The 18933-nt window shown below is 59.3% G+C and carries 19 protein-coding genes and 1 riboswitch; of the genes, 5 read left to right on the plus strand and 14 right to left on the minus strand.

Features of this window, described 5'->3' with window-relative positions; all coding sequences use genetic code 11:
* Nucleotides 1-34 precede the first annotated feature (34 nt).
* From MHX65_RS01405 to MHX65_RS01415, 3 genes are all read right to left on the minus strand, one after another.
* Nucleotides 35-832, minus strand: a complete 798-nt coding sequence (locus MHX65_RS01405; protein WP_239268064.1) for a vWA domain-containing protein — start codon at nt 830-832, stop codon at nt 35-37.
* Nucleotides 833-880: 48 nt separating this feature from the next.
* A complete protein-coding gene (locus MHX65_RS01410; RefSeq protein ID WP_255716742.1) occupies nt 881-1693 on the minus strand; it encodes a 3-methyladenine DNA glycosylase in 813 nt (270 codons plus the stop codon).
* Between the two features lie 67 nt (nt 1694-1760).
* Nucleotides 1761-3068 (minus strand): DEAD/DEAH box helicase, encoded by a 1308-nt coding sequence (locus MHX65_RS01415; protein ID WP_239268067.1) that lies wholly within the window; start codon nt 3066-3068, stop codon nt 1761-1763.
* 226 nt (nt 3069-3294) lie between these two features.
* Between MHX65_RS01415 and MHX65_RS01420 the strand changes: the two genes are divergently transcribed.
* Nucleotides 3295-4824 carry an SLC13 family permease gene (locus MHX65_RS01420; protein WP_239268069.1) on the plus strand — a complete coding sequence of 510 codons (1530 nt, stop codon included), beginning with the start codon at nt 3295-3297 and terminating at the stop codon, nt 4822-4824.
* A 62-nt stretch (nt 4825-4886) separates the two neighbouring features.
* Here MHX65_RS01420 and gndA read toward each other — a convergent pair whose 3' ends face one another.
* Nucleotides 4887-6338 (minus strand): NADP-dependent phosphogluconate dehydrogenase, encoded by a 1452-nt coding sequence (gene gndA / locus MHX65_RS01425; RefSeq protein ID WP_239268071.1) that lies wholly within the window; start codon nt 6336-6338, stop codon nt 4887-4889.
* A 59-nt stretch (nt 6339-6397) separates the two neighbouring features.
* Here gndA and MHX65_RS01430 point away from each other — a divergent pair, with 59 nt between their 5' ends.
* A complete protein-coding gene (locus tag MHX65_RS01430; RefSeq protein WP_239268073.1) occupies nt 6398-6853 on the plus strand; it encodes a PaaI family thioesterase in 456 nt (151 codons plus the stop codon).
* Nucleotides 6854-6855: 2 nt separating this feature from the next.
* On the opposite strand, the gene corA is transcribed toward MHX65_RS01430, so the two are convergent.
* A complete protein-coding gene (gene corA, locus MHX65_RS01435; protein WP_239268075.1) occupies nt 6856-7929 on the minus strand; it encodes a magnesium/cobalt transporter CorA in 1074 nt (357 codons plus the stop codon).
* 116 nt (nt 7930-8045) lie between these two features.
* Between corA and MHX65_RS01440 the strand changes: the two genes are divergently transcribed.
* Nucleotides 8046-8648 (plus strand): class I SAM-dependent methyltransferase, encoded by a 603-nt coding sequence (locus MHX65_RS01440; RefSeq protein ID WP_239268077.1) that lies wholly within the window; start codon nt 8046-8048, stop codon nt 8646-8648.
* A 4-nt stretch (nt 8649-8652) separates the two neighbouring features.
* Here the strand turns inward: MHX65_RS01440 and MHX65_RS01445 are convergent, their stop codons facing one another.
* The 4 genes from MHX65_RS01445 to MHX65_RS01460 all read right to left on the minus strand — a co-directional run bounded on the left by MHX65_RS01445 (nt 8653) and on the right by MHX65_RS01460 (nt 13172).
* A complete protein-coding gene (locus MHX65_RS01445; RefSeq protein ID WP_239268079.1) occupies nt 8653-10188 on the minus strand; it encodes a bifunctional hydroxymethylpyrimidine kinase/phosphomethylpyrimidine kinase in 1536 nt (511 codons plus the stop codon).
* A complete protein-coding gene (gene thiE, locus MHX65_RS01450; protein WP_239268081.1) occupies nt 10181-10810 on the minus strand; it encodes a thiamine phosphate synthase in 630 nt (209 codons plus the stop codon). The genes MHX65_RS01445 and thiE overlap by 8 nt, the downstream gene beginning before the upstream one ends.
* Entirely contained in the window at nt 10807-11631 is an 825-nt protein-coding gene (gene thiM / locus MHX65_RS01455) for a hydroxyethylthiazole kinase (protein WP_239268083.1), read from the minus strand. Before thiM ends, thiE begins: the two co-directional genes overlap by 4 nt.
* Nucleotides 11619-11714: riboswitch (TPP riboswitch) on the minus strand. It overlaps the preceding gene by 13 nt.
* 102 nt (nt 11715-11816) lie before the next feature.
* Nucleotides 11817-13172, minus strand: a complete 1356-nt coding sequence (locus MHX65_RS01460; protein WP_239268085.1) for an NAD(P)/FAD-dependent oxidoreductase — start codon at nt 13170-13172, stop codon at nt 11817-11819.
* Nucleotides 13173-13376: 204 nt separating this feature from the next.
* On the opposite strand from MHX65_RS01460, the gene MHX65_RS01465 reads away from it, so the two are divergent.
* Nucleotides 13377-14690 (plus strand): class I SAM-dependent methyltransferase, encoded by a 1314-nt coding sequence (locus tag MHX65_RS01465; protein WP_239268087.1) that lies wholly within the window; start codon nt 13377-13379, stop codon nt 14688-14690.
* A 5-nt stretch (nt 14691-14695) separates the two neighbouring features.
* Here the strand turns inward: MHX65_RS01465 and MHX65_RS01470 are convergent, their stop codons facing one another.
* The 4 genes from MHX65_RS01470 to MHX65_RS01485 form a co-directional block, all read right to left on the minus strand.
* A complete protein-coding gene (locus MHX65_RS01470; protein ID WP_239268089.1) occupies nt 14696-15601 on the minus strand; it encodes a Dyp-type peroxidase in 906 nt (301 codons plus the stop codon).
* 635 nt (nt 15602-16236) lie between these two features.
* Entirely contained in the window at nt 16237-16401 is a 165-nt protein-coding gene (locus MHX65_RS01475; RefSeq protein ID WP_239268091.1) for a hypothetical protein, read from the minus strand.
* A gap of 3 nt (nt 16402-16404) precedes the next feature.
* The gene (locus MHX65_RS01480) at nt 16405-17106 is read right to left on the minus strand and encodes a YceI family protein (protein WP_239268093.1); all 702 of its coding nucleotides are present in this window, start codon (nt 17104-17106) and stop codon (nt 16405-16407) included.
* Nucleotides 17107-17109: 3 nt separating this feature from the next.
* The gene (locus tag MHX65_RS01485; protein ID WP_239268095.1) at nt 17110-17451 is read right to left on the minus strand and encodes a hypothetical protein; all 342 of its coding nucleotides are present in this window, start codon (nt 17449-17451) and stop codon (nt 17110-17112) included.
* 127 nt (nt 17452-17578) lie between these two features.
* On the opposite strand from MHX65_RS01485, the gene MHX65_RS01490 reads away from it, so the two are divergent.
* Nucleotides 17579-17956, plus strand: coding sequence for an RNA polymerase-binding protein RbpA (locus MHX65_RS01490; protein ID WP_005279221.1), 378 nt, complete (start codon nt 17579-17581; stop codon nt 17954-17956).
* A gap of 77 nt (nt 17957-18033) precedes the next feature.
* Here the strand turns inward: MHX65_RS01490 and MHX65_RS01495 are convergent, their stop codons facing one another.
* Nucleotides 18034-18933, minus strand: coding sequence for a polyprenol monophosphomannose synthase (locus MHX65_RS01495; protein WP_239268097.1), 900 nt, complete (start codon nt 18931-18933; stop codon nt 18034-18036).

Genomic DNA, 18933 nt, shown 5'->3' on the forward strand with positions numbered 1-18933 from the left:
CCCAGCTCACGGGGGTGGAGGGAGAACTTTTTGGTTAAACCCCAGCGGCCTTATCCATCGCAGCGTTGAGGTCCTTTTGCGTACCCGCATCGACACTAGTGAAGTTGTCAGCAGCGTCCTTTAGCTGTTCATCGACTTCCCCTGGGCCCACGTGGACAACGGATAGCTCTACGTTGTCTGACTTGGCACCGTCAAGGGAGGCTGCAAACTGGGCATCGTCTATGTCGAGCTCAGTACCGGTCGTAACGAGGACGACCCGTGTCTTTCGGTTGGTGTCAGCGGCTTGATCCGCTGCGGTATTCAGTGCGGCGATTGTAGCGCTGCGCGATTGCGGCACACCACCGGTGCCGAGTGCCGCGAGCGTATCCGGAACCGCAGAGCCATCGCCGAATCCGAGGTTATCGCGGTAGCCTACCGCCGCGGCCTCCGAAATGGGAGAAGAATAGTTCCACAAGGCTACCTGACTATTGTTGTCACTCAATTTTTCCGCAGTGCCAGATAGCGCCTGTTGCGTTGCATCAAACATCGCGGTCATATTCGCAGAAGTATCAACGAGGAGGAGAGTATTGGGTGCCATGTCCACGGTGGAGGAGGAAGCCTCTTTGCCCTCTTCGCCGTCGTCCGACTCCCCAGGAGCGGACGAGGAGTTTCCTGGGCTGCTTTCCACGGGGGATTGGGACGCGGTTTCTGCGGCTGTAGGCTCTCCAGAGTCATCCCCAGCGCGCAACAGGAAAATCAATGGTGTGATGACGGCAATGATTGCGATGATGGTGACCGCGATAACCCAGCCGGCTAGTGCGAATCTGTTTTCCCCGTTTGAGTGCCGTGCCATATAGTGCCTTTCTCCAAAACTCCCGAGCCAGCGCATGATGCGTTTAATCTAGTGTAACTGGCAATAAGCCCTTTCCATTACTGCGACAAGCCGCTCACGCAGCGGTTGCGCCCGCTGCGCTAGGCCTCGTTGACGATTGACATACGTCGCCTTACCCTCTGGTGTTTCAATAGGAACTACCCCAAGGCCCCAATTACGGCAATCGTACGGAGAGGCCTCCATGTCAAGGATGCGGGCATCGATAGCCAGGTCCAGGCAATCGAGGAAGAGATCTCCTGGGACCAAGGGACCGAGCTTCCACGCCCATTTATAAAGATCCATGGTCACGTGCACGCAGGCTGCCTGGTCGTTGGCCGGTTGATCCTCACGATTGAGCACCGTCAAGTTGAGCGGACGCGCTGGCGGGGTAAAGAAACGGAACGCATCATAATGCGAGCACTTAAGGGAGTGAGTATCAACGACGCGGTTGGTTCCTTCTGCGCCCAAGCGCAGCGGGAGATCGTGGCGCGGGGAATCGGTGTGGTAAACCATCGCCCATTCATGCAGGCCAAAGCAATCAAAGTGCACCGGGTTGGTGGAAGAGCGCCGCAGCAGATCCAAAATATAGTCAACGGAACTGCCGCGGCGTTGCATGTAGGACTCCACGTCCACGGTGATGCCGTCCGCAGTCTCGTGGTAATCGCGCCAGCTAGCCTGCGGCGCGTCACCCTCGAGCGCCGTGTCGATGCCCGGATGCCAGCGCTTTAGATGCGACGGGCGGACAGGGTAGTACTCAAAGAGGAAATCAAACACGGGGTGATAGCTGCCCGGATGGCGAAACCTTTCCAAGCGGTCAGCCGCCCGCCGCTCGTGCTCATTCATGCGGGCTGTCCAATCAGCGGTAGATAAAACCTGCACGCGCGAATCCTCCTTTCTGTTGCGCTAGCGCTTAGCGACGCCGCCCCTTACCCCTCCTGGCTCCACCAACCTGCCGCTTCTGTTGGCGTGGGGGTTGTTTCTTTTGTTGCTGGTCCGAGCCATGAGAACCGTCTTGACCCGGTGGTGGAAGGGCCGGTCCGTGCGGCTTGCGGGCGCCGGTGACCGTGCGCAGCTCGGGCGCGCCGGCGGGGTTATCGCGGTGGGAAATATCGTGTTCGGTAGCGCTCACACCGGCCTTTTTGATGAGTGCAGCTACTTCTGAGCGCTGTTCGTCGGTGACCAGGGTAACCACCGTGCCTGTTGCGCCGCCGCGCGCCGTTCGTCCGGCGCGGTGCAGGTAGGCCTTGTGTTCTGCCGGAGGATCCACGTGGACGACGAGAGAAACGTCTGCAATATCGATGCCGCGGGCCGCAATATCGGTGGCAACGAGGACTGGAATGGAGCCATCGGCAAAGCCAGAAATGGCGCGGGTGCGCGCGCCCTGACCCTTATCTCCGTGCAGTGGATAGGCGTTGATGCCGACGCGCCTTAGCTTTTTCACCTGCCTATCCACGCCGTGCTTGGTACGCATAAACATGATGGTCTTGCCCGCGCGCGCGGCGATGCGCATTACCACCTCGTTGCGCGCAGGGCGATCGCCCACGAAAAACAGGTGGTGCGACATCGATTCCACCGCTGCTGCGACTGGAGCGGTGGAGTGGACCACTGGATCGTGCAGGAATTGCTCGACGAGCTTATTAACGTCCCCATCAAGGGTCGCAGAGAAAAGCAGCCGCTGACCGGTGGGCGGGGTGTAGTTTAAAAGCTTGCGCACCTGGGGAAGAAACCCCATATCGGCCATCTGGTCCGCCTCGTCCAAAGTGGTGATCTGTACCTTGTCGAATGACAGCTTGCCTTGGGCGATGAGATCCTGGGCGCGACCAGGTGTGGCGACCAAGAGATCCACTGGACGCGCAAGAGAGCGGATGTGGTGGTTGATATTGACGCCGCCGACCACCGCGAGGACTCGCAGCCCTAATGCGGCGGCGGGTTCATCGAGGCGTTGCTGGATCTGCGTCGCTAACTCGCGGGTGGGGGCGAGAACTACTGCTCGGGGCTGTCCCGGGGTCGAGGCACCCGAGCCAGCCAATCGGGCCAGCGTGGGAAGCCCGAAGGTAAAGGTCTTTCCGGAACCGGTAGGACCGCGGCCAAGTACGTCTTTGCCCGCGAGTACATCCGGGATCGCTGCGGCTTGGATGGGAAATGCTTCCGTGATCCCTTGGTCATGTAAAACGTGAACCACGCGCTGAGGTAAGCCGAGTTCGGCAAAAGTAGTCATCGTTGGGTAATTCTAACTGGTGGGTGCGCAAAACCCCGCATCGGACAGCGCACGATTGGCGGGCGACGGAACAAGTGAGAAATGCCATAGCAAAAATAGGGCTCTGCTTTAGGTATTTCACTGGTTATTACCTAACGTGGAAGGTGGTGCTGGGAAGCACGCAAGATTTATTCCTCCACTCACCGGCCCCTTCCAGGGGCACACCGAACTGTTAAGGAGTCCTCCCATGGCTCAAGCACAAGCATCCACGGCCAGTTCTTCTGCCGACCCCTCGCCGCAGGATTCATCAGAGCCCACGAAGAAGGAGAGGTTTCACCTTGACGCCTTGTGGTTCGCGCTGGCCTTCGTGGCCTTAGCGGCCGTCTTACTTATCCCGATTCCGGGGCTCGACTGGCCCGCCAAAGTGGCCCTAGGCATGCTGGCATTCGCGGTGATCATGTGGGTGACCGAGGCCGTGAGCTATCCTGTGAGCGCCTTGCTGATCGTCGGCCTTATCTCCCTGTTGTTGGGCCTCGGGCCGGATCCAGAATCCGATGGCATCTACGGCACCTCCAACGCCCTCAAGGTCGCGATGGCTGGCTTTTCCTCGTCTGCGGTAGCGCTTGTGGCCGCGGCGCTGATCTTGGCCGGAGCGATGCAGGCAACGGGGCTGCACAAACGGATTGCCCTGTACGTGCTGAAGATCGCGGGGGAGAAGACCTCCCACATCGTTATCGGCGCCATCGCGATCGCCATCATCTTGGCCTTCTTCGTTCCCTCTGCCACCGCGCGTGCGGGCGCCGTGGTACCCATCTTGCTCGGTATGGTGGCCGCTTTCGGCCTATCTTATGAGTCGAAGCTGGGCGCCCTACTCGTCATTACCGCAGCGCAGGCCGTCTCAATCTGGAACGTAGGCATTAAAACCGCCGCCGCCCAAAACCTCGTGGCGGTGGGATTTATTGAGGATCAAATGGGGCAGTCGGTCTCCTGGGGGCAGTGGTTTATTTCGGCCGCGCCCTGGTCCATCTTGATGTCCATCGCGCTGTACTTCATCATGCGCGCCGTCATCAAACCGGAAACGGAACGCATTGAGGGAGGAAAGGAGCTCATCGCCAAGCAGCTAGAGGACCTCGGGCCCACCTCGCCCGAAGAGAAAAGGCTAATCGGGTTTTCCCTCCTCCTGCTCTTTTTCTGGGCCACGGAGGGACTACTGCACCCGATTAGCTCGGCCGTCATTACCGCGGTGGCCGTCGCCTTGATGCTGCTGCCCAAGATCGGCGTATTTACCTGGCCAGAGGCGCAAAAGTCCGTGAGCTGGGGTACCCTCATCGTCTTTGCCATCGGCATTTCCCTCGGCTCGTTCCTGCTGGATACGGGCGCCGCAACGTGGCTTTCAGAAAAGACCTTTGGACTGATGGGCTTGGACTCGCTGCCGATTCTGGCAACGATTGCACTAGTATCGCTATTTAATATCCTCATCCACTTGGGCTTTGCCTCGGCTACGTCGCTGGCCTCCGCGCTCATCCCGGTCTTTATTGCCTTGGCCTCCACGCTGGATGTGCCCAACGGCGGCATCGGCTTCGTAGTCATCCAGCAGTTCGTCATCTGCTTCGGATTCTTGCTGCCCGTCTCGGCGCCGCAGAATATGCTGGCCTATGGCACCGGTGCCTTTAGCACCAAGCAATTCCTACGCTCCGGTATCCCGCTGACCATCGTCGGGTACCTGCTCATCCTGCTGCTGTCTGCCACCTATTGGTCGTGGCTGGGCTTGGTCTAAATCCAGGTATCAAAAAGGGGAGGACCTGCACCGTGCAGGTCCTCGCCCTTTATTTGCAGTACTTAGTCCGTCTGCGTCAGGCTGCGGTCGCCGGACCACTCGACGTGGAAGGTGCCGGGCTTATCGGTGCGCTTGAAGGTGTGTGCACCAAAGAAATCGCGCTGACCCTGGATTAGGGCGGCGGGCAGGCGCGTGGCGCGCAGGCTGTCATAGTAGGACAGCGAAGAGGCAAAGACCGGAGCGGGCAGGCCCATCTGGGTTGCCGCGACGACGACGCGGCGCCACGGTTCGATGAGGTCTTCCAGCTCGCCCTTGAAGTAGGGATCCAGGATGAGGGCGGGAAGCTCTGGGTTGTTATCAAATGCCTCGCGGATGCGGTCTAAGAACTTGGCGCGGATGATGCAGCCGCCGCGCCAGATGGTGGCCAGATCGCGCGGATCGACATCCCAGCCGAATTCGGCTGAACCGGCCTTGATCTCATCGAAGCCCTGGGAGTAGGCGATGAGCTTGGCGGCATAGAGGGCGCGGCGAACGTCTTCGATGAAGGCATCCTTGTCGATGTCGAAGTCCGCGTTCGTGCCTGCCGGAAGCTGGCCCTCCTGCGCGGCGGCGCGCTGCTGGCTAGAAGAAGACAGTGCGCGGGCAAAGACGGACTCGGCAATGCCGGTAATCGGCACGCCCAATTCGAGGCCGTTGATGGCGGTCCAGCGGCCGGTGCCTTTCTGGCCGGCGGCGTCCAAGATGACATCGACAAGCGGGACGCCCGTGTCCGGATCCTTCTGGGCGAGTACCTCGGCGGTGATTTCAATGAGATAAGAATCCAAGTCGCCGGAGTTCCACTTTTTGAAGATCTCCGCGATTTCGGCTGGCTCCATGCCCGCGCCGTAGCGCAGCAGCTGGTAGGCCTCGCCGATGACCTGCATATCGGCGTACTCGATGCCATTGTGGACCATTTTGACAAAGTGGCCGGCGCCATCCGGGCCGATGTGGGTCACGCACGGGGTGCCATCTACCTCGGCGGCGATGGACTCCAGGATGGGGCCTAAGGTCTCCCAGGACTCAGCAGGCCCACCGGGCATGATGGACGGGCCGTTCAAGGCGCCTTCCTCGCCGCCGGAAATGCCCGCGCCTACGAAGTGCTTGCCGCGCTCGCCCACTTCCTTTTCGCGGCGAATGGTATCCGTAAACAGCGCGTTGCCGCCATCGATGATGATATCGCCGTCATCCATGGCATCGGCAAGCTGATCAATCACCGCATCGGTGGCCTTGCCCGCCTGCACCATGATGATGGCCTTGCGGGGGCGCTCCAGGGAAGCGACGAAATCCGCGATGGATTCGGAAGGGATAAAGTTTCCTTCGTCGCCGTGGGCCTCAATGAGGGCGTGGGTCTTTTCCGGGCTGCGATTATAGACGGCGACGGTATTGCCATTGCGGGCAAAGTTGCGGGCGAGGTTAGAGCCCATTACCGCCAGGCCGACAACACCAATGTGCGCGAGTTCGTTCTTTTCAGTCATGGTGCCTATCCTACGTCACCGCCGCGCTTTCGCCGCGCTGGCGGCTAAGCTTAAAGACTATGTCAGATACCCAGATACTCAATGACTTACTTCATACCGCGCACACGCGCCTGCTCAACGAGGAAGAGCTGGAGGAACTAAATTCGGTCAACGGCGGGCTTGCTGAGTTCATCGGCCTTACCTTCGACCGCGTGGGCCCATCCGAGGCCCGCGCGCGCCTTACCGTGACTCCACAGCATCACCAGCCGTGGGGCGTGGCGAATGGCGGGCTATATTGCACCATCGCGGAAACGGTGGCCTCCCTTGCCAGCGTCGCGGCTGCCGATGCCCCAGCGATGGGGGTCAATAATTCCACGGACTTCATCAGGGCGACGGGGGAGGGCGAGCTAGAAGCCGTGGCCACCCCCATTCAATTGGGCACGCGCACCCACGTGTGGAGCGTAGAAATGCGCCAAGGAGACACACTCATTGCACGCACCACGCTGCGCACCATGATTCTGGCTGAACGAAGCTAGGGCTAGAGCCAGTGGTTTTTCCGGAACCACGCCCACAGGCCGCCGACGACAGCCACCATGATGATTATTGCCATGGGATAGCCAAAGGCCCAGTGCAGCTCCGGCATGATATCGAAGTTCATGCCGTAAATTCCGGCGACTAGCGTCGGCGCTGCCCACATACCGACGACGGCGGAGATCGTGCGCATATCGGAGTTTTGCTGCATAGTGACCTTGGCCACAGAGGCATCAATAAGCGAGGTCAAGCGTTCATCGAAGCTGGCCACCAAGTCATTGACCACGAGCTCGTGGTCGTAGACATCGCGCAGGTATGACCGGATCTGCTTAGAGATGAGATCCTTGTGATCCGAGACCATCGCCTTTAATGCCGCAGAGAGCGGGTAAATGGCGTGCTTCATCTCCAAGACTTCGCGCTTGAACATATAAATGCGGTCGACGTCGAATTTGAGGTTAGGGGTAAAGATTTCCTCTTCGAGTTCATCGACTTCATCGCTAATCAGGCGGGCGACCTCGGAGTAGCGGTCCACCATCATGTCCAGGATCTTCCAGGCCATGGCGACGGGGCCGAGCTCCACCAGGTCCTGCTCGTCTTCGACCGTGTAGGCCAGATTGGGCAGCTTCGCACCGTGGCGAACGGTGATGATGAAGTTAGAGCCCATAATCATCTGGATTTCGCCCGTAGAAATGATCTGGCGCTTATCTTGCACCTCATCGTGGTCGCGGTAATTCACCGAGCGGGCCACCACAAAGAGCTGGTCATCGTAGCGCTCTAGCTTAGGGCGCTGGTGGGCCATAACGGCGTCTTCCACGATGAGCTCGTGGATGCCAAATTGCGAGGCGATCTTCGTCATCTGAGATTCATAAGGCTCATGCAGGCCCACCCAGACAAACCCGCGGCCATATTCCGCAACGGTTTCCAGGGCGGAATGTGCGGAATACTCGCCGGGTAGGGCCTCACCATCGACGAAGACGCGGCAGTGCTCAATGGCGCGCTCCGCGGGAACCGGCGGGAAGGAGGGCTGACTAGGAGGCGTGGATTTCTTTCGGCCCCTAAAGGGCGTGGGTACGGACGGCATCGTTTCAGCCTCCTTTGCACGGTAGTGCGGATAGTAACGCAATCAAGTAGTAAAACGGGCCACGTTTTACGCAGCGGGTAAAGCTTACACCGACGGTGGGTAATATAATCGAATCTATGCCAACGTGGAAAGAAGTTACCGAAGCCAATCCCGCCCACTCCCATAATTTCGCCCGCAAATGGAAGATGCTGGAGGCGCAGGGCAAAGACATTCATGGGGAGGCCCGGCTTGTCGATGCCATGGTGGAGCGCAATTCCACCATCCTCGACGCCGGCTGTGGAACCGGCCGCGTCGGCGGGGAATTGCTGCGCCGCGGTCACAGCGTGGTGGGCATTGACGTGGACCCCATTTTGATCGAACACGCCGAACATGACTTCCCCGACGGCGAGTGGTTCGTCGGGGACCTGTGCACGGAAGAGGTTCCTGAAGGCCCCTTTGACTTGGCTGTTTCCGCAGGAAACGTCATGGGCTTTTTGGCCGTGGACGGCCGCGAGCAAGCACTGCGAAATATTTTTAACTCGCTGACCCCCGGAGGGCGCTTCGTCACCGGCTTTGGGGAAGGCCGCGGATGGGACTTCCAGGACTTCCTCGATATGGCGCAGAAGGTGGGCTACCGCGTTGACTTCACGTTTTCTTCCTGGGACATGAAGCTATTTTCGGAGCATTCCACCTTCTTGGTCGCCGTGCTATCTAGGCCTGGCGCGGACCTCTTGGCCTAAGGCCTTAAAAGCGCCGGTCCGCTTGGTCGAAGAAATCGACCTCGTGGATGCTGGCGCTGATAAAGGCGCGCTCGGCGCGGGTCCGAGTGGCCTCATCCGCCTTCTCCAGGTTTTCCTCCACAATCTTGATGCTCTCGCGCACCCCGGCGAGGAAATCTTCGCCGCCGTAGACCTCCAACCAAGCATGGTAGGGGTGATCGGGCGAGTCGAATTCCGCCAAATGCAGGCCTACCTCTGCATACAGCCAGTAGCAGGGCAGCACCGCCGCGATGCCAACGGCATAATCGTCCGTATGCGTGCTGCGGATGAGGAAATCCGTGTAGGCGCTGGTCACCCGCGAGGGCGCCGTGGTGGCCGAATCCTTCAACCACCCGCGGTGCAGTTCAGCCTCCTCCGCGAGGCACTCATAAGCGCCCTGCGCCCAGTGCAATTGCTGTGCGGTATCGGGTGCCTGGCTGGCGAGGCGAGCCAGGGCCTTCGAGTAGGACGCCAGGTACTGCGAATCCTGATCGAGGTAGAAGCTGAAAGCATCGTTGGCAAGTGCACCGGAACCCAGCTTCTGAATAAAGGGGAGTGCCTTTACCTGCTCCCAGTGATCCGCAGCGATATTCCACAGGCGCTGCGTGTACGGGCCTGCGGCCGCAACCCGCGGCTGTTCCGGGTTTTCCACCTCTTCCAAAGGCCCAGCCAGGTGAGGAAGCGGGACCGAGGATGCAGCCCGCATCAAGCGCTGCGAGCGGTGCAGGTGGTCCACCGGGCCGCTGCCCTTGCCGACGGCCAGCGCATCCGCATTGGCAATCGCCTCGTGCAGCCAGTCCGTGGACCATTCGAGGGCGCTTGCGGCATCATCGCCTGCGCCGAGCCGCGTTGCGAGGGCAGAGGAGAGGGAGCAGCCAGTGCCGTGGGTATTCTTCGTCTGCACCCGGGCCGATTCCACGCGGTGAACCGTGCCATCGCCGGTGACCACGGCGTTATCGGCAATCGCCGAATCAAGGTGTCCGCCCTTGACGATGACCGCCGTATCCGCCTCAGCGGCCCATGCCTTAGCCACCTCGATGGCACGATCCAGGTCCGCGGCTTCTTCCGTCTGCGTCAGTACGGCCAGCTCCTTGAGATTGGGCGTGATGACATCAGCGCGGGAGCACAGTTCGCGCACCGCCTTTTCCGCCTCGGGGGCCAAGAGGCGATCGCCGCTGGTGGCAACCATGACTGGGTCCAAGACCACGGGGACGGATGGGTCGATGCGGTCGAGGAAGGTGGCCACAAGGTCGGTGATGTTGGCATCGGCAAGCATGCCGATCTTAATGGCATCGATGTCTACGTCCTCGCGGACCGAATCCAGCTGCTCCTGGAGGAAATCCAGCGGCGGGACGTGGACGCTGCGCACGCCCTGGGTATTTTGGGCGACCAGCGCAGTGACCACGCTCATTCCGTACCCGCCCGCGGCGGCGATGGACTTCAGATCGGCCTGGATGCCGGCTCCGCCTGTGGGATCGGTTCCAGCAATCGAGAGAATTCGGGGATAAGTTCCTTTAGCCACGGTAGGCCTCCTTTAGGTTGTGTGCTGCGGCTGCCGGGTCATCGGCAGCCATGATGTCGCTGACCACGCAGATCCCTGCGAAGTCGCTTCCGGAAAGTTCATGGGCATTGTGTGCTTTGATGCCGCCGATGGCGACGGACTCGAGGCCGCGTTCGCGCGCCGCGGTGGCAAGGCGCCTGGCGGCCTCAGCGCCGATTCCCGCGGGTGCATTCTTCTTGGTCGCTGTCGAGTGAACCGGGCCAATGCCAATGACGTCGGGGGCTTGCTGCGGATCGATGGCGTCCAATTCCTGCTGCGTTCCCACCGAAAGCCCGATGAGCTTATCGGGACCGAGCAGAGCACGGGCTTGGGATAAGTCCATATCGTCTTGGCCAATGTGCAGGTGGCAGCCTACCCTGGCCGCGACCTCGGCGCGGTCATTGATAAAGAGCGGGACGTCGCCCAAGACCTCCAGAAGCTCGCGGGCGGTAGCCTCGACCTCCTCGTCGCTGGCATCTTTATCGCGCAATTGCACGACGGTCGCCCCGCCACGCACCGCCTCTTGCACGATGGGAACGACCTGGTCCCGCCCGCCGGCGAGGTCTGGGTCGGTGATGAGATACAGCGTCCAATCGATGCTCATGCTAGCCCCGCAACGTCCGCGACCTCGGAGGCAGAGGTGTGCTCTTCGATGGCGTCAGTGGTGAGCTCATGCAGCGCATCGAGCCAGGCAACCGCAAAGGAGCCAGGCGCAGTAGATTTCTCAGCGGCAACGCTGCCCGCGGCCCCGACATGCGCATGCGCGGCGATCATAGCCGCGAATGGATCATCCCACGCTGCCAGGTAGGCCGCGCAGATGGCACCTAGCGAACACCCCGTTCCGATGACGTTTTGCAGCATCGGGTGCCCAGACTCGAGGCTTACCGCACGCGGCCTTTCGCCTGCCTGCACGATGAGATCCGTGGGGCCAGATACGCCGATGACGGCCCCAGTTTCGCGGGAAAGTTTGAGTGCTGGTTCCAGCGCGGCCTCCACGCCATCGGTGGATTCCACGCCGCGCCCGCCGGCTCCGGTTCCAGCCAAGGCGATGATTTCGGAGGCGTTGCCGCGAATCGCAGTCGGACCCTGCGGCAAGACTTCATGCATGAACTCGGTGCGCTTTTTTAGCCCGCCCGCACCGACGGGGTCAAGGACCCACGGGTTTCCAGCCGCGGTCGCACCGGCGATTGCCTCACGCATGCCGGCGTATTGCTCGGAATTCGGCGTGCCGCAATTGATGAGCACGCCGCTGGCGATCCTCGCAAACTCTTGCGACTCTTCCAGAGTATCTACCATTGCCGGGCTGGCGCCGATGGCCAATAGCGCATTGGCAGAAATATTGCTGACGACCTTATTGGTCAAGCACTGAATAAGTGGAGCGGTATCGCGCACCGCATCGTGGGCACGCAGAAATGATAAGTCCACAACAATCCCTTCGCTAGTTCTAACTGAGAGCAGGTTCGATGGGTTTATCTCAGCCACGGTGCGTGGCACCCCATGTTGTAATGTCCAAGCCTAACAAAAATGGGAAAATAGGAACGAAAACAACAAAACCGCCGCCCACAGCCCCGCAGGCGGGGAGTGAGACGGCGGCTGGTGCCGAGGAGAATTTAGTTCTTCTTTTCTTCTTCTGCCTCATCGATGAGGTTGCGGGCGATGCGCTGCTGGGTAGTAATCTCCAGGTTGCCGCGGTTGCGGGAGAGGATATTAGCTGCCCAGTTGACCAATACGGCCAAGCGGCTGCGCAGGCCAACGACGTAGGTCAAGTGCAGGCCCAACCATGCCAACCAGCCTGGGAAGCCGGAGAATTCGGTCTTGCCCAGCTTCACAACGGCATTGAAACGGGTCACGATGGCCATCGAGCCCTTGTCGAAGTACTCGAAAGGTTCCTTTTCATCGGCCGTGGACTCCTCGTCCACCTTAGTCTCGATGAGCTTGGCGACGTGCTCGCCACCCTGAATTGCCACCTGCGCCAAGCCCGGCAGGCGGTTCAGGGACATCATGTCACCGATGATGTAGACGTTGTTGAAGTCACCAACGGTCATGTCATCGTTCACGGAGACGCGGCCCGCACGGTCAGCCTCGACGCCGGCTTGGTCAGCGACCATCTTGCCCAGCGGGGAAGCGGAAACACCAGCGGACCAGATCTTGGTCGCGCCCTCGAGGGTGACCTCTTCATCGGTCTTCATGTTCTTGTAGGTTACGGAGTCTTCGTTGACATCGGTCACCATGGCGTTCAGGCGCACGTTGACGCCTTCCTTCTCCAGGGTGCGCTGGGCACGGCGGCCGAGGCGCTTGCCAAACGGCGGGAGTACCTGTGGCGCGCCGTCAAGCAGGTAAATCTTAGCGGCGGAGGTGCCGTAGGTGGAGTAGACATCGCTAAGCGTGCGGTTAGCCAACTCAGCGATCTGGCCGGTGAGCTCCACACCGGTCGGGCCGGCGCCAACGATGATGAAGGTGAGGAGGCGCTCGCGCTCAGCGGGGTCATCGGTAAGCTCAGCTTTTTCGAAGGCGGAAATGATGCGGGAACGCAGCTCCAAGGCATCATCCAAGGTCTTCATGCCAGGTGCAAACTCCGCAAAGTGGTCATTGCCAAAGTACGACTGGCTGGAGCCAGCGGCGACCACAAGGGAGTCATAGGAGTAGGTGCGCGAAAAGTCATCGAGCTCGGCGGTAACCGTCTGGTCTTCCAGGTTAATGTCGGTCACGTTGCCGTTGACAAAGTCCACATTATCCTGGTTGCGCAGCAGCTGGCGGGTCGAGGGCGCAACCTCACCTGCGGAAATCATGCCGGTTGCCACCTGGTAGAGCATCGGCTGGAACAGGTGGTGGTTCTTCTTATCGATGAGGGTGATCTCAACATCGGCGTTCTTTAACTTCTTCACAGTGTTAAGACCGCCGAATCCACCGCCAACCACGACAACGTGGTGACGGCTTCCGTTTGGACGATAAGGGGTATCAGTCATGGAATTAATGCGACCTTCCTCGAGAAAGCTTAATTTAAGTACCCGTATAGTGTAAACGCTCGTCACATAACGTGCATACTTGATACCCATTTACATGCGTTTCGGGTTTCCTTTCCTGCGGAGCGTCTTGACCGAAACCGCTCAGAAACTGGCTAAAATTAGCCCACACCGTGACCCCTTGCACCCAGGAGCGCTCCCCAAACCATGAGTTTTTCCACCCCCGAGCATTTACGCTCCATCGACGCGGAGGCATGGCCCAATATCGCGACCGTGCCATCGCAGCGCTGGGCGACTCTAAAATCCCGCCGGGCCGAGGCGGAATTTGCCAAGGCCTGCGATAATGCCGGCTTGGAGCTCGAACTCGATGCGGCGGGCGGCCCCGATTTGAAGGTAGGCCACGATGCGCTCTTCGAGCGGATCGCCGCTACCGGATGGTTAGGCTTTGCCGAAAGCTACATGGCAGGCGAGTGGACCGTCGAATCCTCCGCCCAATTGGTAAAGGTTTTGGGCAAGCTCCTACAGGTGGGATACCTCCCAAAGCCGCAGGGACTAAGCGTCCGCGATTCTGAGCCAGGGGAGCTGCCGCTCGATCTGGTGCGCCTCTATGCCGGCGATGGGTTGAGCCACGTCGGCGGGGTTTTCTCCAGCGGCGTGCCGACGACGATCCGGGAAACGGTCGAAAGCTTTAGCCCGAAAGCCGGCGGCAGGGAGCCGAAGAGCCACTTTGTCGATGTCACCACCGTCAGCGAGCCCACCAACGTGGACCGAGATGACTTGGGGGAGGCGCAGCGCAGGGCGGCAGATTGGCTTCTCGATGCCACCCGCACCGGCGCCGGTACCCACCTTCTGGTCTATCCCGCGGCCGGAATGCAGGCCGCGATACGCGCTACCAAGCGCCGCGCCACAGTAGACGTCCTGACCAGCGATGTTGAACAAATTACCCAGATGCGCGAGGCGCTTGTCTTTGCCGGAACGGAAGACTCTATCCACGTAGAGCGGATTCCGGATTCCGTTCCGAGCCCCAAACAGTGGCGCGGGCACTACGACGCGATTATCAGCGTGGAAAAGTTCGAGCAATTAAGCCCGCGAGAGCGCAAGGCCTATATCCGGGTCCTCGATCGCTTCCTTACCGCAAACGGGCGGGCGGCTTTTCAATCCACCGTGGCCACCGAATCCATGTCGGACGCGGCACGAGCTTCCCTGCAAGCCATGCGGGCCTATATCTGGCCCGGCCTCGACTACCCGCTGACCATGGATGTGCACCGGCTCGTGGATAAGAACTCTCACCTGCGCATCGTGTCCGAAACGCACGTGGGTAGCCACTATATTGAGTCCCTGCGTCAACAACGTTCCTTTTTCGATGGGCACCTGCGCGAGGCCGCCGCTGCCGGCTTTGATCCGGTTTTCCGCAGGTTATGGACCTTCCAATTCGCACTTCGCGAGGCGCTCATGACCCTAGGGATGATAGACTCCGTCCAATTTGGCCTAACCCACCGCAATCGCGGCGGGCGGCGTTAGGATTTTTATTGCGGAAGCTCGTCGAATTCGTCTAGCAAGTCAACGCTCGGGACGAAAAAGTTCGTACCGGTCAGGGCCGTGGAGAAGTCCAGGATCCGGTCGTAATTGCCTTCCGGATCGCCGATAAACATATTGCGCAAACGCTCGTTGATATCTTCTGGGTCTTTGGCATAGCCGATGAAGTACGTGCCCATCTCACCTGCGGCAAAGGAACCGAAAACCATATTCTCGCGGTAGATATCTTCCTCAAGGTCATTGAGGGCCACGTGGGAATTGGAGGGCTGCGTATCCTCATCGAGCTCCACGTCATCGGCCTTGGTGCGCCCGATAACGCGTTCTTGCTCTTCGGTGCTGATGCCGCTCCATTTATTGAGGTCATGGGTGTACTTTTGCACGGTGACGTAGGAGCCGCGGGGATAATCGGCGTCATCGGCAAGCAGCACTGTCTCTAGAGCTTCCTCGGGGAGGGGATTGGCGGTGCCATCCACAAAGCCTAGGAGGTCGCGCTGGTCCAAGTACTTGAAGCCCTGGGTCTCATCGATGACGGTGGCGGCATCGCCCAGCTGGCGCAGGACCTGGCGCGCCATCTCGTGGCAGAGGTCATAGGTATTCGCGCGGAAATGCAGCAGGATATCGCCGGGCGTGGAAGGTGCCTTGTAAGTGCCCTCGAGCGCCTCGAACTCCTTGAGCTTGTCCGGGCGGGGAGCGCTGGTAAGGCGCGGCCACATGGACGCGCCGATGCCGACGACCGTATACAGCTCGCCCTCATTGTGGCGGAAATTGACGGACTTGAAGGTATCGCTAAAAGCGGAGAGCATGTCCCGAGTGGCTTGCTCGCCGCCTTCCGCAATATCCAAGACCAGGAACAGGGCGGCGCGGGAAGGCTTTTTAACAACGCGTTGAATAGTCATGAGCTCCAGCATATGTGTTGGCCTTGGGCGTTGCACGTTTGGTGTATGTGGTGCTTGGGTGCTTGGGTTCGGGCGGGATGTGGATGCTTTGATGCGTTTTGACAAATAGTGGGCCAATTTAGGGCTTTTGGAGGGCACTATTTGTCAATTTGGAACATTTTGCGCTGTGAGTGGCTTGAACATTCTTATTTGACGGGCCTCGGCACGATGGGAGGGACTTCCACGGATCTAAAATGACATAATGTACATTATCGGACAATTATGGAGTTCTGCAGGTTAAGCTGGGGCGGCTTGAGCGTGTATGGATTGCGTGCGATGCTGACTGCCGTGTTCGCGGTTCGGTCCGGAGCGTTGACCGCCCCGCTTGTTTTGGATGCGGCGTGCTAAGGCTTGAAGGTTCCGCGGATAAGTTGGCCCAGACTTTGCCGAGACGCCTTTGGAATACCTGAAGCGAGCCAGCCTTTCGAATCCGCCTGGGCTTGCCTGGGGTGTCTAGCGAACAGTCCCAACGGCCCAAACGCCCGATTGTGCGTGCGGGTGCCGATAGCTGGACTTTCCTGCCGCTGCGCCAGGGACACTTATACCCTGGCATTTAGTCACAGTGACGTTAATCAAAGGGGTGAAGCCTTGGTCCTCTATTGGTTTTTATAGGTGCTCCATAGCTGCCAGATGGTTAATACCGCCAGCAATGCTGCAACCGCAGTGACAATCCACATCTGCTGGACCGCGACGAAAATCGAGAAAACTATGACGACTACGAGGCGGACCCACAGGGCGGAAATTAAGCGTCGAGAATTCACGGTTTAGTCCTTGTTTAAGGAGATGCGCAGGTTGATCTCGCCGTCCTCGGCGACCTTAGCCGCCAGCATGTCAGGCGTCTCCACGTTGTAGTCCAGGCGGTTAATCGGAACGTCGCCGCCAATGACGATATCATCACCGTCACGCAGAACATCGAACTCATGGGTGATTTCCTGCGTCTTGTCCTTGATCGTAAGGTCACCGGTGAGCTTGACGGAGCCGATGGTGCCGTCTTCGGGGACATCGGCAAGCGAGGCGGGCTTGGTAAGCGTGAAGGAAGACTCTGGGAAGTCTGAGGTCTTAAAGAGCTTGGACTTCATGTTTTGGTCGCGGACCTTCTTGTCCGTGGTGAGGGCATCCATATTCACCGTGATGGTGGCGGATTCCAGCGTGGAATCGGAAATCTCCGCCTGACCGGTGACCTCCGTGGTCGATCCGGAGGTGGACGTCCTCTCCGCAGGCAGAACCTCGTCGAAGGTAAAGCCCACCGAGGTGTGGTTATCGGCGCGACCCTTGGCCACTGACCAGGAACCGTCGAGCGGCGTTGAGGCTGCCTTGGCGCCATCGGCAGTCACGGGCTCCGTCTTGACGCCGCCGCTTTTGAAAAGCGAGTACACAATCGGGCCGATCGCTACGGCGGTAAGCACGAGGATTAAAACCACGAAAATGGAAACAACGAGTTTCCGGTTATAAAAAAGCTTTTTCATCTACTATCGAAGTCCTTCTAAACGCCGAGCCAGCGAAACAAGCTCCTCACACAGACTGGAAAGCTCTTCCGCGCTCGCGCCTTCTTCCGCGGCGGTATTAATGTCTTCTGCGGAACACCGCAATTCAAAAAGGCCGTCGCGCAAACCTTGCACTTTATCTGGGCTTAAGATTACTGCATCGGCAGGAATATCCGTGCCACTGACATTGTTTCTTTGTTCATAGGCACGCTGTTTGCACGAGGCGCTGCAAAACTTACGTGGTCGTCCCCTACCGCCTTGGTCAATATCCTTTCCACACCATTGGCAGGAACCGACATTGCTTTCACGACTAGCTGTACGGATCACTCGATACACTTTAGTCCATTAAACGGCGGGCTGGGAACAATACCGCCTGGGTGTTCGTTATAATAAATAGCTCTTAGGCGAAACTATCGCCGTCAATCAGGGATCTCTTTGAAAAGGATGATGTTGCATGGCAGATCGCGTACTCCGTGGCAGCCGTATGGGTGCAGTCAGCTACGAAACTGACCGCGACCACGACCTCGCACCGCGTCAGATGGTGAAATACCGCACGGATGATGGTGAGATTTATGAGGTGCCCTTTGCACATGAGGCAGAAATCCCTGAAGAATGGATGTGCAAGAATGGCAAACTGGGCCACCTCGTAGAGGGCGAAGGCGTGGAAGCTAAGCCCATCAAGCCACCGCGCACCCACTGGGATATGCTGCGGGAGCGTCGCTCCATCGAGGAGCTCGATGAGCTTTTGGAAGAGCGCATTAACCACCTGCGCTCCCGCCGTCGGACCGCTGCTCGCCTCCTCAAGGAGCAGGAACAGCAGAAGAAGTCTTAAAGGCTCAAGCGGTATTAATTAAAGCCCGTACCCCGGCTGCCATATTGGCACGGGGTACGGGCTTTCTGCTGCTTAGATTACTTCTTCTTAGTCAGCTGGCCCACCTGGTGCTTGACCAAGTATCCCAGCTCATTGGCCAAGTTGGTGGCCCAGCCCACACCGTTGCGGGCCTTCTGGCCGGCATTGTGAACGGAGCCGTATTTGACCTCGTGGTCCGCCAGCTTGGACACCTCGCCGGCAAAATCCTTCACCTGCTCCGCGCGGTGGGCCACGCCCCACTTGGTTACCTCGAAGAGGGAATCCTTGACAAAGGAACCATCCAGCTTGGATTCGCCGTACTCGCGCTCGGTGAAGGTGATGGGTACCTCGCGGATATCGTATCCAGCCTTGACCGCGCGGAAGGCCAAGTCCACCTGGAAGATGTAGCCGGCCTTGGACAGCTCGTCAAAGTCGATGTCTTCCAACAGCTCGCGGCGGAAAGCGCGGTAGCCGGCGGTCATATCGGACAGGTCGGTTCCAAGCGCGAAGGAGATGTACAGGTTGCCCAAGCGGGACAGGTATTCGCGAGATGCCGGCCAGTTGACGGTCTCGCCGCCTGGCACATAGCGGGAGCCGATGACGAGGTCCGCGCCGTTGTCAATCTCCTCCAGCAGCAGATGCAGCTGCTCTGGGGCGTGGGAGCCATCAGCATCCATTTCACAAAGGACCTGGTAATCGCGCTCCAAGCCCCACTCGAAGCCGGCGATATAAGCGCCCAAGAGGCCGCCCTTGCCCTCGCGGTGCAACACGTGAATGTGGTCATCTTCTGCTGCGAAAGCATCGGCCTTCTCGCCGGTGCCGTCGGGGGAATTATCATCCACAACGAGGATGTGAACCTCTGGCAGCGCCTCGCGGACGCGGCCGGTAATCAAGGGAAGATTTTCAATCTCGTTATACGTTGGGATGATAACCAGCGTCGCAGAATCAAGAGTGCTCAC

This window comes from Corynebacterium sp. ACRPS (genome assembly GCF_022346005.1).
GTDB lineage: Bacteria > Actinomycetota > Actinomycetes > Mycobacteriales > Mycobacteriaceae > Corynebacterium.